Consider the following 14,392-nt stretch of genomic DNA (forward strand, 5'->3'; position numbering starts at 1 on the left):
TCACCAACCAATTAAGGATGATCAAAATGATTGTTGCCAGTAAAAAACCGATCGAGGAAATCATCGGCTATGTCAGTGGATCTCCCCGCATTCTTGTCCTGGGATGCAATGAATGCGTGACAGTCTGCGAGGCAGGCGGAAAAAAAGAAGTGGAGATACTGGCCTCGACGCTGCGAATGTACTTCCAGAAAGAGAGCGCCCAGGTAACTATTAATGAGATTACCCTGGAGCGTCAATGCGACCATGAATACCTGGAGGAAATCCGTGACCGCGTAGACGGTTATGACGCCATCCTCTCTCTGGCCTGCGGCGTCGGCATCCAGTTCACGGCGGAAAAATACCAGAACACCCCTGTTTTCCCGGGCGTCAACACCTGTTTTCTCGGAGCCACCGAAGAACGGGGCGTGTGGGGAGAGCGCTGCCAGGCCTGCGGGCAGTGCGTTCTGGCCCTGACCGGCGGCATCTGCCCCGTGTCCAGATGCGCCAAACGCCTGTTCAACGGGCCCTGCGGCGGATCCAGCAAGGGCAAGTGCGAAATCAGCAAAGACGTCCCCTGCGCCTGGCAGCTGATTATCGACCGCCTGAAAGCGCTCAACAGGCTGGAAGACTACGAGAAACTATTTTCCATCAAAGACTGGTCCACCGATCGCGCCGGTGGCCCCAGAAAAGTCATCAGGGAGGACCTACAGGGATGAATATAAAGACACCGAGCAGACTGGAAAAGATTATGGCCTCAGGTCAACTGGCCGTCACCTCCGAATGCGGCCCTCCCCGGGGAAGCGACCCGGAAGTGATTACCAGAAAAGGTGAGCTGTTGAGAGGGGTTGTGGACGCGGTGAATATCACCGACAACCAGACCTCGGTTACCCGCATGTGCAGCCTGGCGGCCTGTATCCGGCTCAAGCAAATGGGGCTGGAGCCGGTGCTTCAAATGGTTACACGGGACCGCAACCGCATCGCCATGCAAAGCGATATCCTGGGAGCCGCCTCCTTTGATATCCATAACATCCTCTGCCTGTCCGGAGACCACCAGAGTTTCGGGGACAATCGCACCGGCCAGAACGTGCATGACATTGACTCCATGCAGTTGATTCAGACCGTGCGGCGGATGAGAGACGAAGGAAAATTCCTGGGCGGAGACGCCATCTCCCGCCCTCCGGCCATGTTTGTCGGCGCCGCCGCCAATCCGTTTGCCGACCCGTTTGAAATCAGGGTTCCGCGCCTGGCCAAAAAAATCGCCGCCGGCGCGGAATTTATTCAAACCCAGTGCATTTACAACCTGGATAAATTCGAATTGTGGATGCAAGGCGTCAGGGACCGCGGCCTTCATGAAAAAGTTTATATTATGGCCGGAATAACGCCCATGAAATCCGCCGGCATGGCCAAATTCATGAAAAACCGTGTGCCCGGCATGGATGTACCGGATGAAGTCGTCAAACGGCTGTCGGACACACCCAAGGAAAAACAGGCCGAGGAAGGGATCAAAATCTGTATCGAATCCATCCAGCGGCTGAAAGAGGTGGAAGGTGTCCGCGGTTTTCATATCATGGCCATCGAATGGGAAGAAAAAGTACCGGAAATTGTGAAAAGTGCTGGCCTTTTACCCCGGCCTGAGGTAGCATAAATAAAAATTCATATTTTGCTGATGTCATCATCTCCATAACCATTTTGAATATTTATTTTATTTAAGGAGAACCCGCACATGTCGAGAAAAAGAGTTCTTGTAGTTGATGACGAACCGGATCTGGTGGTTGTAATTAAAAAATATCTGGAAGATGAAGGCTTTGCGGTGGAAACCGCCTACAACGGCGTTGAAGCCATTGCTAAAGTCAAGGCCAGCCCGCCGGATGCGATTGTGCTGGACGTGATGATGCCGGAAAAAGACGGATACGCGACCTGCGCGGAACTGAAAAACGACGAAAAGTATTCCGGCATTCCGATCATCCTGCTGACCGCCGTGGCCGACCATGTCAGTTCCACTCGTTATTCACACTTTGACGGCATGTCTACCCAGGCGGACGACTATCTGCCGAAACCGGCTTCCGCCCAGGCCATCTGCGAAAGCGTTAAAAGCCTTATCGGATAAAAAACACGCGGGCCAAAACCTGTTGTTTTGGCCCGCGTTATTTCCACAAAAAATTAACGGCAACTATTTATCAAAGGGGAGAAGGACGGTAAAGGTGGTCCCTTTCCCCGGTGCACTGACCAGTTTAATCTCACCGTTCATCTGATCCACTAGCCCCTTCACAATGGGTAGCCCCAACCCCGTCCCGGTGACAAACCGGGTGTTTTCATCCTTGACGCGGTAAAATTTCTCAAAGATCTTGTCGTGGTGCCGCTCTTCGATACCAAAGCCGTTGTCGGCGACATTAACCCGCAGATAGTTATTTTCCACATCCATGGATACCTCAATCCGCCCTCCCTGCCCGGTATAATTGATGGCATTGGTAATAAGATTACCAAAGATGCTTTCCAGGGCGAGGGGGTCGGCCGTCAACGGCGGAAATGACTCCCTGGCCAGGGTCAGAGAAAGGATCTGCTCCTTGGCCTTGGCCCGGGCCCCGAGGAAATCGACGATGCTGGTCAGCAGTTCATCCAGCGGAACCTTCTTGATGTTATGAGTCACGCCGCCGGCCTCGATGCGGGACAGATCCAGAAGGTCACCGATGAGTGAGATCAGGCCGCTGGTTTTCTCTTTAGCGCGGGAAAGGATATATTGCTCTTCATGGGATTCTTCATCCCGCCCCAGATCCTTGAGGACGACGCCCAACTGTTCATGAATCGTAGATAGCGGAGACCGAAGCTCATGAGAAACTTTGGCGACGAATTCCGATTTGAGTTGATCCAGTATCCTCAGGGATGAAATATCGCTCAACGTAACCACAGCGCCCAGACAGTCCCCGGACTCACCCAGCACGGGCCGCCCTCTGGCCATGAGAAATTTGTTGCTTCCGATCACCAGTTCATAGGTCGACTCCTCGCTTTTCTCGGAAAAATCGCAGCGGGAGATTTCATTGACCAGATCACAGAATCCCCTATCCTTTACATAAGTCGAGATATCCTCTCCGGCCGCTGCATCCGGGTCCAGCTCCAGGAGGAGTTTGAAGGCCGGATTCATCAGTACCACCTGACCGGAATTATTCGTGACCACGACGCCACTGGGCAGGGATTCCACGATGGCGCTGATACGGCTCTTTTCCGTATCCAGGTCGGCCAGCGTTTTCTGCCGCTCCTGCGCCAGAAGTTCCGCTTCTCTTTTAAGGCGAATCTTGTCCAGGGCTCGTTCGACGACCATCCGCAGCTGGGTCGGATCAAACGGTTTGGGGATAAAGTCATAGGCCCCGTGTTTCATGGCCTCAATGGCCGTTTCCACGGTGGCAAACCCGGTGATGATAATCACCAGAATTTCTTTTCCCTCCATCAGCTTGATTTCACGCAGCACATCCATCCCGTCCATGCCGGGCATTTTCAGGTCCAGCAGGACCACGGGGAAAAATTCCTTCCGAAGTACTTCAAGCCCCTCTATCCCGTTCGGAGCGGAAGAGACTTCGCATCCTTTTATCCGCTTAAGAACGCGGACACATCCTTCCCGGATATCCTTTTCATCGTCAATCACAAGGATTTTCATCGTCTCAAAGTCATCCACTATATTCCTCTCCTTTCCCCGATTGCGCGGGAAGTTCAATTATAAAATACGCTCCCTTATCAGGATTATTGCCTGCGGAAACGATCCCGCCATGCTCATCTATAATACTGTATACCAGGCTCAACCCCAGCCCCGTGCCCTTTCCCTCGTCCTTGGTCGTAAAGAACGGTTCAAAAATGTGAGAGATAATCTCTTTCGGGATTCCTGGCCCGGTGTCAGCGATCCGGATGAACACCCGATCCCCGGATGGCGTCAAGCCTGTCTGGATCGTCAGGCAGCCCTTTCCTTCCATGGCCTGGGCGGCATTAAGAATAATATTCATGAACACATGATTCAACTGCTGGGTATCGGCGCTGACAAAAAGCGGTTTTTCATAAAATGATTTTTTGATCTCAATATCATAAAACAAGGCCTGATTCTCAAGAAGAAACAGGGTCCTGGACACCGCCTGGTTGATATCCACCGGGATCCTTTTCAGCTGGGTCTGGCGGGCGAACTCCAGGAGTTCCTTGACGGTTTCGCTGCCTCTCTGCGCGTCCCGGATAATCCGGTTCACGTCTTCCCTGGCCTCTTCACTCAAGTCGTAATCTTCCAGCAGCAGTTTTGAATACAACATAATCCCGCCCAGGGGATTGTTCAACTGGTGGGCAACTCCCGCCGCCAGTTTCCCCAGCGACGACATCTTTTCCGCCTGAAGCAGCTGGGTCTGAGTCTTCTGCAAGTCGGCCTTCATCTTCAGTTCTTCCGTCAGATCATGGAAAAATCCGATGGAGGCAATTTCCTTTTCTCCTTCATAAACAACCGCGGCGTTCAGCCGAATCGGCGTCAGCCCGCCGTCTTTTCGCTTTGTTTTCACCTCGTAGGATTTCAGTTTTCCCTTTCCGCCATACTCTTCGCTCCTCAACTTCTTCATAATCTCGCGGGCGCCGTCTCCGGGATAGATATCTCTGATATCCAGTTGATTGAGGGCTTCCTCAACGCTGTAGCCGGTAATTTCCGCAGCGGCCTCGTTGAAGACGATAATTTTCCCGGTCATATCGGCGGCAATAACGCCATCCACGGAGCTCAAAATCAGGTTTCTCAAAAACGCATTGGAACGGTCAATCCGCCCCAGCATTTCGCTGACCGCGTCCAGGTCAAGGTCAAGCGTCACCATCGCCTCGATCTCTTTGCCGTTGAGAATCGGGTAGGAGTAATAGCACGAAGCGCCGCCGGAACCTTCAAACATTCCTTTTTTAAAGCTGGTCATGGCCTGCCGGCGGGTTTTTAACACACGTGCGGCGGCGCAACCATCGCAGGGTGACTGACGGCCATGGAACGCCTCATAGCAATATGCTCCCTTGACATCCGCTCTTCCCGCCAGTTGACGCGTATAGTCATTAGCGGCCAGGATGACAAATTCGGGAGAAATAATGAAAAACTTTCTCCTGGACGCATCCACCGCCTTGATCAGCAACTCTCTGCCCTGTTCGGTTCTCATGCCTCCCCCCTGTTCCCGATGCCTTGTATTCAGTCGTACTCCCATTATTATATTGTTTGACTTTCTATCCTAATCTTGCCATGTTTTCAATTACATTTTTCCCTTGAATTTTTAATATGCATCATATAAGGATGCCGGTATGAAAATTTTAATCGCAGACAATATTGATGCCATCGGGATCCAGTTGATCAACGGCGAGCCGGGTTTTGAAGCGGATGTCAAGACAGGCCTGGCTCCGGATGAACTGAAAAACATTATCGGCGGTTACGACGCGGTCATCATCAGAAGCGCCACCAAAATAACCGAAGAAATCATAAAAGCCGGCGCCCCCCGGGTGAAAGCCGTGGCCCGGGCCGGAATCGGCCTGGACAATGTCGATATCCCCGCCGCCACCCGACACGGCATCGCCGTCATGAATACGCCCCAGGGCAACACGGTTACAACCGCCGAACACGCCATCTCCATGATGATGGCCCTGGCCCGGAATATTCCCCAGGCGACGGCCTCCATGAAATCCGGCCAATGGGAGAAAAAGAAACTCCAGGGAGTCGAGATCTTCAACAAAACCCTCGGGCTCATCGGATTCGGGAAAATCGGCAGTATCGTCGCCGACCGGGCGCGCCAGTTTAAAATGCATGTCATTGTCGCCGATCCTAACATCCCGCCAGCGACGGTTGAAAACGAAGGACACGAATACGTCACACTGGACGAGCTGTTCCGCCGCGCGGATTTTATCACGGTTCATGTGCCCAAAATGAAACAGACCATGGGGCTTCTGAACAAAGACGCTTTCGCTAAAATGAAAGACGGCGTCATGGTCATCAATTGCGCCAGGGGCGGAATCATTAATGAAGCCGATCTCTATGAGGCGCTTGTTTCCGGAAAAGTGGCCGGCGCCGCGCTGGATGTCTTTGAAACCGAACCGCCGGGGGATTCGCCGCTCCTGAAGCTGCCCAACGTCATTGCCACCCCCCATCTGGGCGCCTCCACCAAGGAAGCCCAGGTAAACGTCGCCGAGGCAGCCGCCCGACAGATCATCGAATATCTGAAAAACGACACCATCATCAACGCCGTGAATGTGCCGGCCGTGTCCGGTGAACTGCTCTCGAAGCTGTCTCCTTTCACCACACTGGCTGAACGGATGGGCACCCTGCTGGCCCAATTCGCATCGGGTCATTTACAGGAAGTAACCGTCGAATATACCGGCGACTTCATGAACCTGGATCTGGAACCGGTGACAACCGCCGCGATAAAAGGGATTCTCACCCCCTTTGTTCAACACACGATCAACTTTGTCAATGCCACCGCCTTTGCGGCTGAAAGAGGCCTGAAAATAACGACCCGGATCGATCAGACGCCCACTGATTTCATTAATCTGATTACGATCATCCTGGCGTCAAGCTCGGGAACGAACACCATCGCCGGAACTATTTTCGGGAAAAAAGAGCCCCGCGTTATCCGCATCAATGACTTCCGTCTGGAAATGATCCCCACCCGGGGGTACTTTGCCATTATCCACAACCTCGACAAGCCTGGCGCGATCGGAAGCATCGGCGTGCTGCTGGGTGAGCACAACATCAATATCGAGCGGATGCAGGTCGGTCAAAAAGGCGATAATCAACGAAATGTTATTTTTGTGAGAACAAACCAGAAAATTTCCGGTAACGTCCTGTCCGCCCTGAAAAACCTCCCCGCAGTAAAAGACGTCACGGTGTTCGAGCTAACTGATTAAATCTTTTATTCATATATTTTTCAGTATTTCAAGCCAATTACCGTAAATCTGGAGAATGCCATGAATTCAGCAGATGATCAGGGCTTTATTTTAAAAAACAACGGCAAAACCCCATCCAAGACGACCGGCGACTTGCCGGCCATTAATTTTTCAACTTTTATCTTTTCCTTGAATTCTTCTGCCCTGGTTCATTTAGGGGTAGTTCCCGATCCGACTACTGGAGTCGTTCGCAGGGAATTGGTGATCGCCAAACAGACGATTGATATTCTGGCCATGCTGGAAGAAAAAACAAAAGGCAATCTCACTGACGAAGAGCAGAAACTACTCAGCCACATTCTGCATGACTTGAGAATCCAGTTCGTCACAGAAAAAAACCGTCAGTAAAGGAGGACGCTGACATGCGCTATAACAAATCAACCTCGTTGTCTTTATTAACATTGGTGGTCATGTTGCAGTTGGTCGGAATGTCTATGGTTTTCATCCCGAATGAGGCTTTCGCGGCCGTTTCACAGAACATCAATATGGTTCCGGAATCTTTCAGCGCCCTGGCGGACTCTGCCAGCCCGGCTGTCGTCAACATCCGGACGGAAAGCACCACCGGAGAGGGGGGCAGAGTCTACCAGCATTTTTTCAATCAACCCTTCGGCCAGAATGACCCGTTGAATGAATTCTTCGAAAATTTTTTCAACTCCCCGCACCAAAGAGAATATAAACACCGTAGCTTGGGTTCCGGTTTTATCTTTGACGATGAGGGATATATTGTTACCAATAACCATGTTGTTGAAAACGCGGACGAAATAAGCGTCAAGCTGAAAGACGGTCAGGAATTTTCAGCCGAAAGGGTGGGCACGGACCCCAAAACCGATCTGGCCCTTTTAAAAATCAAGGCCGAAGGCAAACTTCCCTCTCTGGAGCTCGGGGATTCGGACAGTCTTAAAATCGGTGAATGGGTAGTGGCCATCGGCAGTCCCTTTGGCCTGGAGCAAACGGTTACGGCCGGCATCGTCAGCGCCAAGGGACGGGTTATCGGCGCCGGACCGTATGATGATTTTATTCAGACCGACGCTTCTATCAATCCCGGCAACAGCGGTGGGCCCCTGTTGAATCTGAAAGGCCAGGTCATCGGCATCAACACGGCCATTGTTGCCAGCGGACAGGGTATCGGCTTTGCCATCCCGGCCAATATGGCCAAAAACATTATCAACCAGTTGAAACAGAACGGTTCGGTCACCAGAGGGTGGCTGGGAGTAGCGATTCAACCGGTCAGCAAGGAAATGGCCGAATATTATCAGTTACAGGATAACCAGGGGGCCCTGGTAACCGATGTGTTCCCCGGAGACCCGGCCGATAAAGCCGGCCTCAAGCCCCAGGATATTATCCTAACGGTGAACGGCAAAAAAGTTACGGAAAGCCGCGACCTTTCCGCCCTTATCGCCGATATCCCCGTGGGAGAAAAAATTCCGATCGAATTCATGCGTGACGGCAAGCGGAAAACCGTTACCGCCACCATTGCCAAACGCGAAGAAACCGACGTCAGCCGTCAGGGTGAAAGCGGAAAACCGGAAACGGCCCTCGGCATAACGGTCGCGAATATAACGGATGACATTGCCCGGAAGTTGGGGGTCAGTTCCAGCGGAGGGGTATTTATTTCCGAGGTTGTCCGCGGCAGCAAAGGGGACATGGCCGGCTTGAGCCCGGGGGATATTATAATAGAAATCAACCATAAAAAAATTATCGATATCAAAGCATTTCAGGCCGTCATAGCCGATATCGATGAGGGTAATCCCCTGCAGATGATCGTCAGGAAAAGAAACGGCACTATTCTGATCGTAACCATGACCAAATAAATACACCTTCAAAAAAGTTGCGCGTCGGCACCGGTAGCCAGAACAATGCGGATCGTCTCACCAGCCAAAATCAATCTGTTTCTTCACATAACCGGCAAGCGGCGGGACGGATACCACGACCTGTTTACCCTCATGAGTTGCGTTAAGCTGGCTGATGTTATCCACCTTGATTTTGATACCGACCATATTTCCCTTTACTGCGAACATGATCAGGTTCCCCGGGATATTTCCAATCATGCTGTCCGTGCGGCGGCAATCTTCTTCGAGCAAGCCCGGATCAAACCCGGCGTGGCCATCACCCTTGAAAAAAATGTTCCGGTGGCTGCGGGGTTGGGAGGAGGCAGCAGCAACGCCGCGGCAGTGCTGAAGGCGCTGAACCGTCATTACGGCAGTCCTTTTTCCCAGCAGCAACTGCACCGTATGGCGACAGGTATCGGAGCGGATGTTCCCTTCTTTCTCTATGGGAAACCGGCTTTGGCGACCGGCATCGGAGACCGGTTGACCGCTTATCTGCCATTAGAGCAACTGCCTGTTATTATAATAAAACCAAATTTTTCCGTCTCCACAGCGGAGATATATAAAAGTTTTAGTTTAGGATTGACAAACGACAAAAAAACTATTACAGATTATTTTTTTACGGAAAAGACGGCATTTAACGCGGCAATTCATCTGGTCAATGATCTGGAACGAATTACCGCGGCGCGGCATCCGGAAATACACCAGATGAAACGGCGGCTTCTGGATCATGGGGCGACAGGCTCCCTGATGTCCGGTAGCGGTCCGTCCGTGTTTGGCCTTTTTTCCACTCCGGAAGCAGCGCAAAAGGCGTATGACGGACTGCGATGTTCCGAAAGGGACGAAAGGATATTTCTGACAAATTTGGTGACTGGGGACGATGCGACGAAGTGAAAACGGGTTGCCCGGTTATTCTCCTGGGGCGTCGTCAAGCGGCTAAGACACAGGATTTTGATTCCTGCATTCGGAGGTTCGAATCCTCCCGCCCCAGCCAATCGGGCAAAACGAAGACAAAGTAAGTTAACATATAGATATCGCAATCCAGAGAGACGGTTAATGAGTAACCATAACAATTCTTATAAAATTTTTTCCGGTAACGCCAACCCGGCACTGGCGGAAAAAATTTGCGCCTACCTGAACCAACCTCTCGGCAAAGCCAAGGTAAACAAATTCAGCGATGGGGAAATCCAGGTGGAAATCCTGGAAAATGTCAGGAGAAGAGACGTCTTTCTTATCCAGTCCACCTGTGCGCCCGTAAACGATAATCTCATGGAACTGCTGCTGATGGTGGATGCGCTCAAACGATCGGCAGCCAGCCGGATAACAGCGGTCATTCCCTATTACGGATACGCTCGTCAGGACAAAAAGGTGGCGCCAAGGGTACCGATCAGCGCCAAACTGGTGGCTGATTTGCTGACCCAGGCCGGTGTTGATAAAGTGATTACTCTGGATCTGCATGCCGGACAGATTCAGGGCTTTTTCAACATTCCGGTCGACAATCTGTTCGCCGCCCCGGTTATTCTGAAATATATCCAGACCAACTTCAAGAAAACCGACCTGGTGATCATTTCACCCGATGCCGGCGGGGTGGAACGCGCCCGGGCCTTTGCCAAGCGACTGGATGCGAGCCTGGCCATCATCGATAAACGTCGTTCGGCGCCGAACAAGGCCAAAGCCATGGCCGTTATCGGGGACGTCCGGAACAAAACAGCGATCATTCTGGACGACATGGTCGATACCGCCGGCACCCTCATGGAGGCAGCCAACGCCATCGCCGAACAGGGGGCCCACGAGGTGAATGCCTGTTGTGTTCATCCGGTTCTGTCCGGTCCCGCCATCGAAAGGGTTAAAGCGTCCGCCTTAAAAAATCTGATCGTGACGGATTCAATCCCGCTGCGCAAGGAAGCATCGGAATATGCGCCCATAAAAGTGCTGTCCATCGCCGAACTGGTGGGTGAAGCCATGCACAGAAGTTATACCGGGGATTCCGTAACGTCACTGTTTGTATAAACCCAATGGGACATAACACACTGATAATTTTGGGATGAAGGAAAACAATCTATGGAAATAAGAACCTTGAAATCAAATACCCGAACAACGGGAAGCGGACCGACCGTCAAAGCGCTGAGGAGAAACGGACTTATGCCGGCGGTGGTGTATGGCCAGGGGAAAACGCCTCTCACGCTGTCCATTGACATGAATGAATTTAAAAATTTATTGAACCATATCACCAGCCAGTCCCTCATATCGCTTCAAATTGAGGGCGATGCTTCTTTGGCCAAAACCGTAATGATCAAAGAACTGCAGCGCCATCCGGTTTCCCGCAACTTTGTACACGCCGATTTTTACGAAGTCGACATGAACAAAAAGATCCATATTCATGTGCCGGTCACCATTACCGGAAAATGCGAAGGAATCGAAAAAGGCGGTACTCTGCAGATTGTCAGGCGGAATCTGGAAGTCGTCTGCCTGCCCGGCAACATCCCCGAATCCATAACTGTAGACATCTCCGGCCTGGATATCGGCGACTCCATCCATGTCAGCCAGATCGTTACCGGCGATGATGTCAAACTGGCCTGGGATCCGGATGAGGAGGCCAATTATACCGTGGTTGCTGTTGTGGCCCCGACGGTAGAGAAAGAGCCGGTGGCGGCTGAAGAAGAGGCCGGCGCCGAAGGCGCCGCGGCGGAAGGCGAGAAGAAAGAAGAAAAAGAAGCCGACTAGCCGCCCCGGATACCGGATGCGTCAATTGGTTCCGGCCATTCGTTTTATCGATCGCGGGTATCGTCAATGGCAGCGAAATTATGTCTGGTGGCTGGTCTGGGGAACCCCGGGAAAGACTATGCGCGAACCCGCCACAACGTTGGTTTTATGGTGATCGACAACCTGGCGCGTCAACTGTCGATACCCATTGATAAAAAAAAATTTGAGGCTGAATACGGCGCCGCCGAGGTTGAAGGAGAAAAAATACTGCTGGCCAAGCCAATGACGTATATGAACAACAGCGGTTATCCGCTTCTGCGTCTGTACCGCTACTTCAATATGGAAAACGGGCGGATGATCATCGTTCATGACGATATCGACCTCACCTTCGGGCAGATAAAGATAAAAACTCATGGCGGCCATGGTGGACACAAGGGAATTAAGTCCATTATCGAGATTTTCGGAAAAGACGATTTCACCCGTATCCGCGTCGGCATAGGCCACCCCGGGGACAAAAACGGTGTGGTTGACCATGTCCTGGGAAAATTCTCAAAAGACGAGACAGAAGCGCTGGAACCCCTTATCGTCCGTGCAGCCGAAGCAGTGATTACCGTTATAAAAAAAGGAGATGGTGAGGCGATGAACCGATTTCACGGGCCATCGCCTGAAGGCATATCGTAACTGGATTTAACTGTAAACAACAACGTAAGGAGGAAAAATGGAGACTGTAAAAGCGTTAACCGGCAATCTGCCGCTGCTCTGCACGCTGACCGGAGTGGTAGGCATCCTTTACTCTCTGATCATGGCGGCAATCGTAAAGGGTTCTCCCGCCGGTGACGAGAAAATGAACAAAATCGCCGACGCGGTCAAGGAAGGCGCCATCGCCTATCTGAACCGTCAGGCCAAAAGCATGGGCATTACCGGCATCATTATCTGCGCCATCATCTGGGTGACCATGGGGACGCTGACCGCTATCGGTTTTGCCGTGGGCGCCATTGCGTCTTTCTTCGCGGGCTATATCGGCATGCGGGTTTCCGTTATCGCCAATGTCCGCACCGCCCAGGCGGCCAAAGGCGGCCTCTCCAAAGGCCTGTCCATGGCCTTTAAAGGCGGTTCCGTCACCGGCATGATCGTGGCCGGTCTGGCCCTGACCGCTGTCGCCGGCTACTACACCTTCCTGCTTCACAAAGGCCTCACCGGCGTCAATGCGGTTGTCCCTCTGGTGGCTCTGGGATTTGGCGGTAGCCTGATCTCGATCTTCGCCCGTCTGGGCGGCGGCATCTTCACCAAGGGCGCAGACGTGGGCGCCGACCTGGTGGGCAAGGTGGAAGCCGGCATACCCGAGGATGATCCCCGGAACCCGGCCACCATCGCCGATAACGTCGGTGACAACGTCGGCGACTGTGCCGGCATGGCGGCGGACCTGTTTGAAACCTACGGCGTCACCGCCGTGGCGGCCATGCTGCTGGGTGCGCTGGTCTTCAAGGCCAATGCCCAGGTGCAGACGATAGCCATCCAGTTTCCGCTGGTTCTCGGGGCGGTTTCCATCATCGCCTCTATTATCGCCATCTTCTTTGTCCGGCTCCGGGAAGGCAGCGACTACATCATGGGCGCCCTTTACAAAGGCATGTTCGGCGCGGCCATTATTTCAGCCGTGGCCTTCTACTTTGTAGCCAGAAAAATGCTCGGCGGCCTTGAAGGCATTAATGCCATGAACATCTATTATTGTTCATTGGTCGGCATCATTCTGACCGTTGTCATCGTCATCGTCACCGAATACTACACTGGCAAATACGGCCCCGTTAAGGGCGTGGCGGAGGCCTCTACCACCGGTCACGGCACCAACATCATTGCCGGTCTGGCCGTCAGCATGCAATCCACCGCTCTGCCGGTTCTGGCCATCTGCATCGCCATTTACACCGCCTTTTCCCTGGGCGACCTTTATGGCATTGCCATGGCCGCCATGGCCATGCTCTCCATGACCGGTATGGTCATTGCCATCGACGCCTACGGCCCCATTACGGATAATGCCGGCGGCATCGCCGAGATGGCCGGGATGGATGAAAGTGTCCGGGCCGTCACCGACCCCCTGGATGCAGTGGGTAACACCACCAAAGCCGTTACCAAGGGTTATGCCATCGGTTCCGCCGGCTTGGCCGCCCTGGTGCTGTTCGCCTCTTATGTCCTGGAATTTCAGCTGCATGAAGGCGATAAGGCCGCGGCAAAAATGGTATTCGACCTGGCTGATGTAAGGGTTCTGATCGGCCTGTTTATCGGCGGTCTGCTGCCCTTCCTGTTCGCCTCTATTGCCATGAAGGCGGTCGGACGGGCCGGTGGCGCGGTGGTTGACGAAGTCCGTCGTCAGTTCCGCGAAATACCCGGCATCATGGAAGGCACGGCCAAACCCGATTACTCCGCCTGCGTGGACCTGGTCACCAAGTTCGCCATCAAGGAGATGATGGTTCCGGCCCTGATCCCGGTTGTCGCCCCGATCCTTGTCGGTCTTCTGTTTGGAAAGGTCGGCGGTCCTTACGCTGTCGGTGGTCTTCTCATCGGCAGTATCGTCACCGGTATCTTCCTGGCCATTTCCATGACCACCGGCGGCGCGGCCTGGGATAATGCCAAGAAGTACATTGAAGACGGAAACTTCGGCGGCAAGGGCAGTGATGCTCACAAAGCTGCGGTTACCGGCGACACCGTCGGCGACCCCTACAAGGACACCGCCGGTCCGGCTATCAACCCCATGATCAAAATAGTCAACGTCGTGGCCCTGCTGATGGTTCCGGTTCTGTTCATGTAACCACGATTCGACTGTTCACGTATTAAATAAAAAAGGGTCAGTGGCTGCCACTGGCCCTTTTTTTATTGATTTTCTTTATAATATTTGTTATTAACAATTGTTCATGGTCTTTTTTACAACATGCCGCCACCCGACAGAAGTCGGGACCCGGAGCACAGTCAATCGCTCG

At 52.8% G+C, this 14,392-nt stretch carries 13 protein-coding genes and 1 tRNA gene; 12 read left to right on the forward strand and 2 right to left on the reverse strand.

What is annotated here, in order from left to right; translation table 11 throughout:
- Positions 1 to 26 precede the first annotated feature (26 nt).
- The 3 genes from AB1724_09575 (at position 27) to AB1724_09585 (ending at position 2,086) form a co-directional block, all read left to right on the forward strand.
- Complete coding sequence (locus AB1724_09575) at positions 27 to 695, forward strand: methylenetetrahydrofolate reductase C-terminal domain-containing protein (protein MEW6078049.1); 669 nt, start codon at positions 27 to 29, stop codon at positions 693 to 695.
- Entirely contained in the window at positions 692 to 1,624 is a 933-nt protein-coding gene (locus tag AB1724_09580) for a methylenetetrahydrofolate reductase (protein ID MEW6078050.1), read from the forward strand. Before AB1724_09575 ends, AB1724_09580 begins: the two co-directional genes overlap by 4 nt.
- Before the next feature lie 78 nt (positions 1,625 to 1,702).
- A complete protein-coding gene (locus tag AB1724_09585; protein MEW6078051.1) occupies positions 1,703 to 2,086 on the forward strand; it encodes a response regulator in 384 nt (127 codons plus the stop codon).
- Between the two features lie 63 nt (positions 2,087 to 2,149).
- On the opposite strand, the gene AB1724_09590 is transcribed toward AB1724_09585, so the two are convergent.
- Positions 2,150 to 3,646, reverse strand: a complete 1,497-nt coding sequence (locus AB1724_09590; protein ID MEW6078052.1) for an ATP-binding protein — start codon at positions 3,644 to 3,646, stop codon at positions 2,150 to 2,152.
- The gene (locus AB1724_09595) at positions 3,639 to 5,126 is read right to left on the reverse strand and encodes an ATP-binding protein (GenBank protein MEW6078053.1); all 1,488 of its coding nucleotides are present in this window, start codon (positions 5,124 to 5,126) and stop codon (positions 3,639 to 3,641) included. The genes AB1724_09590 and AB1724_09595 overlap by 8 nt, the downstream gene beginning before the upstream one ends.
- 139 nt (positions 5,127 to 5,265) lie before the next feature.
- Here AB1724_09595 and serA point away from each other — a divergent pair, with 139 nt between their 5' ends.
- From serA to AB1724_09640, 9 genes are all read left to right on the forward strand, one after another.
- Entirely contained in the window at positions 5,266 to 6,858 is a 1,593-nt protein-coding gene (gene serA / locus AB1724_09600; GenBank protein MEW6078054.1) for a phosphoglycerate dehydrogenase, read from the forward strand.
- A gap of 60 nt (positions 6,859 to 6,918) precedes the next feature.
- Positions 6,919 to 7,242 (forward strand): DUF1844 domain-containing protein, encoded by a 324-nt coding sequence (locus AB1724_09605; protein MEW6078055.1) that lies wholly within the window; start codon positions 6,919 to 6,921, stop codon positions 7,240 to 7,242.
- 86 nt (positions 7,243 to 7,328) lie between these two features.
- Positions 7,329 to 8,705, forward strand: a complete 1,377-nt coding sequence (locus AB1724_09610) for a DegQ family serine endoprotease (GenBank protein ID MEW6078056.1) — start codon at positions 7,329 to 7,331, stop codon at positions 8,703 to 8,705.
- A 45-nt stretch (positions 8,706 to 8,750) separates the two neighbouring features.
- A complete protein-coding gene (ispE, locus tag AB1724_09615) occupies positions 8,751 to 9,614 on the forward strand; it encodes a 4-(cytidine 5'-diphospho)-2-C-methyl-D-erythritol kinase (GenBank protein ID MEW6078057.1) in 864 nt (287 codons plus the stop codon).
- A gap of 24 nt (positions 9,615 to 9,638) precedes the next feature.
- Positions 9,639 to 9,714, forward strand: a tRNA-Gln gene (locus AB1724_09620).
- A 62-nt stretch (positions 9,715 to 9,776) separates the two neighbouring features.
- Complete coding sequence (locus AB1724_09625; protein MEW6078058.1) at positions 9,777 to 10,730, forward strand: ribose-phosphate pyrophosphokinase; 954 nt, start codon at positions 9,777 to 9,779, stop codon at positions 10,728 to 10,730.
- 51 nt (positions 10,731 to 10,781) lie between these two features.
- The gene (locus AB1724_09630; protein MEW6078059.1) at positions 10,782 to 11,444 is read left to right on the forward strand and encodes a 50S ribosomal protein L25; all 663 of its coding nucleotides are present in this window, start codon (positions 10,782 to 10,784) and stop codon (positions 11,442 to 11,444) included.
- 66 nt (positions 11,445 to 11,510) lie between these two features.
- The gene (gene pth / locus AB1724_09635) at positions 11,511 to 12,104 is read left to right on the forward strand and encodes an aminoacyl-tRNA hydrolase (GenBank protein ID MEW6078060.1); all 594 of its coding nucleotides are present in this window, start codon (positions 11,511 to 11,513) and stop codon (positions 12,102 to 12,104) included.
- 37 nt (positions 12,105 to 12,141) lie between these two features.
- Positions 12,142 to 14,223: a sodium-translocating pyrophosphatase gene (locus tag AB1724_09640; GenBank protein MEW6078061.1), complete on the forward strand. Its 2,082-nt coding sequence runs from the start codon at positions 12,142 to 12,144 to the stop codon at positions 14,221 to 14,223.
- Positions 14,224 to 14,392: the final 169 nt, after the last annotated feature.

The organism is Thermodesulfobacteriota bacterium, assembly GCA_040753795.1.
Lineage (GTDB): Bacteria > Desulfobacterota > Desulfobacteria > Desulfobacterales > Desulfosudaceae > JBFMDX01.

Excerpts from the sequence above, each read along its gene's own strand:
- AB1724_09575 (MEW6078049.1), top strand. The coding sequence starts at position 27 with ATGATTGTTGCCAGTAAAAAACCGATCGAGGAAATCATCGGCTATGTC.
- AB1724_09580 (MEW6078050.1), top strand. The coding sequence starts at position 692 with ATGAATATAAAGACACCGAGCAGACTGGAAAAGATTATGGCCTCAGGT.
- AB1724_09585 (MEW6078051.1), top strand. The coding sequence starts at position 1,703 with ATGTCGAGAAAAAGAGTTCTTGTAGTTGATGACGAACCGGATCTGGTG.
- AB1724_09595 (MEW6078053.1), bottom strand. The coding sequence starts at position 5,126 with ATGAGAACCGAACAGGGCAGAGAGTTGCTGATCAAGGCGGTGGATGCG.
- serA (MEW6078054.1), top strand. The coding sequence starts at position 5,266 with ATGAAAATTTTAATCGCAGACAATATTGATGCCATCGGGATCCAGTTG.
- AB1724_09605 (MEW6078055.1), top strand. The coding sequence starts at position 6,919 with ATGAATTCAGCAGATGATCAGGGCTTTATTTTAAAAAACAACGGCAAA.
- AB1724_09610 (MEW6078056.1), top strand. The coding sequence starts at position 7,329 with ATGGTTTTCATCCCGAATGAGGCTTTCGCGGCCGTTTCACAGAACATC.
- ispE (MEW6078057.1), top strand. The coding sequence starts at position 8,751 with ATGCGGATCGTCTCACCAGCCAAAATCAATCTGTTTCTTCACATAACC.
- AB1724_09625 (MEW6078058.1), top strand. The coding sequence starts at position 9,777 with ATGAGTAACCATAACAATTCTTATAAAATTTTTTCCGGTAACGCCAAC.
- AB1724_09630 (MEW6078059.1), top strand. The coding sequence starts at position 10,782 with ATGGAAATAAGAACCTTGAAATCAAATACCCGAACAACGGGAAGCGGA.
- pth (MEW6078060.1), top strand. The coding sequence starts at position 11,511 with ATGGCAGCGAAATTATGTCTGGTGGCTGGTCTGGGGAACCCCGGGAAA.
- AB1724_09640 (MEW6078061.1), top strand. The coding sequence starts at position 12,142 with ATGGAGACTGTAAAAGCGTTAACCGGCAATCTGCCGCTGCTCTGCACG.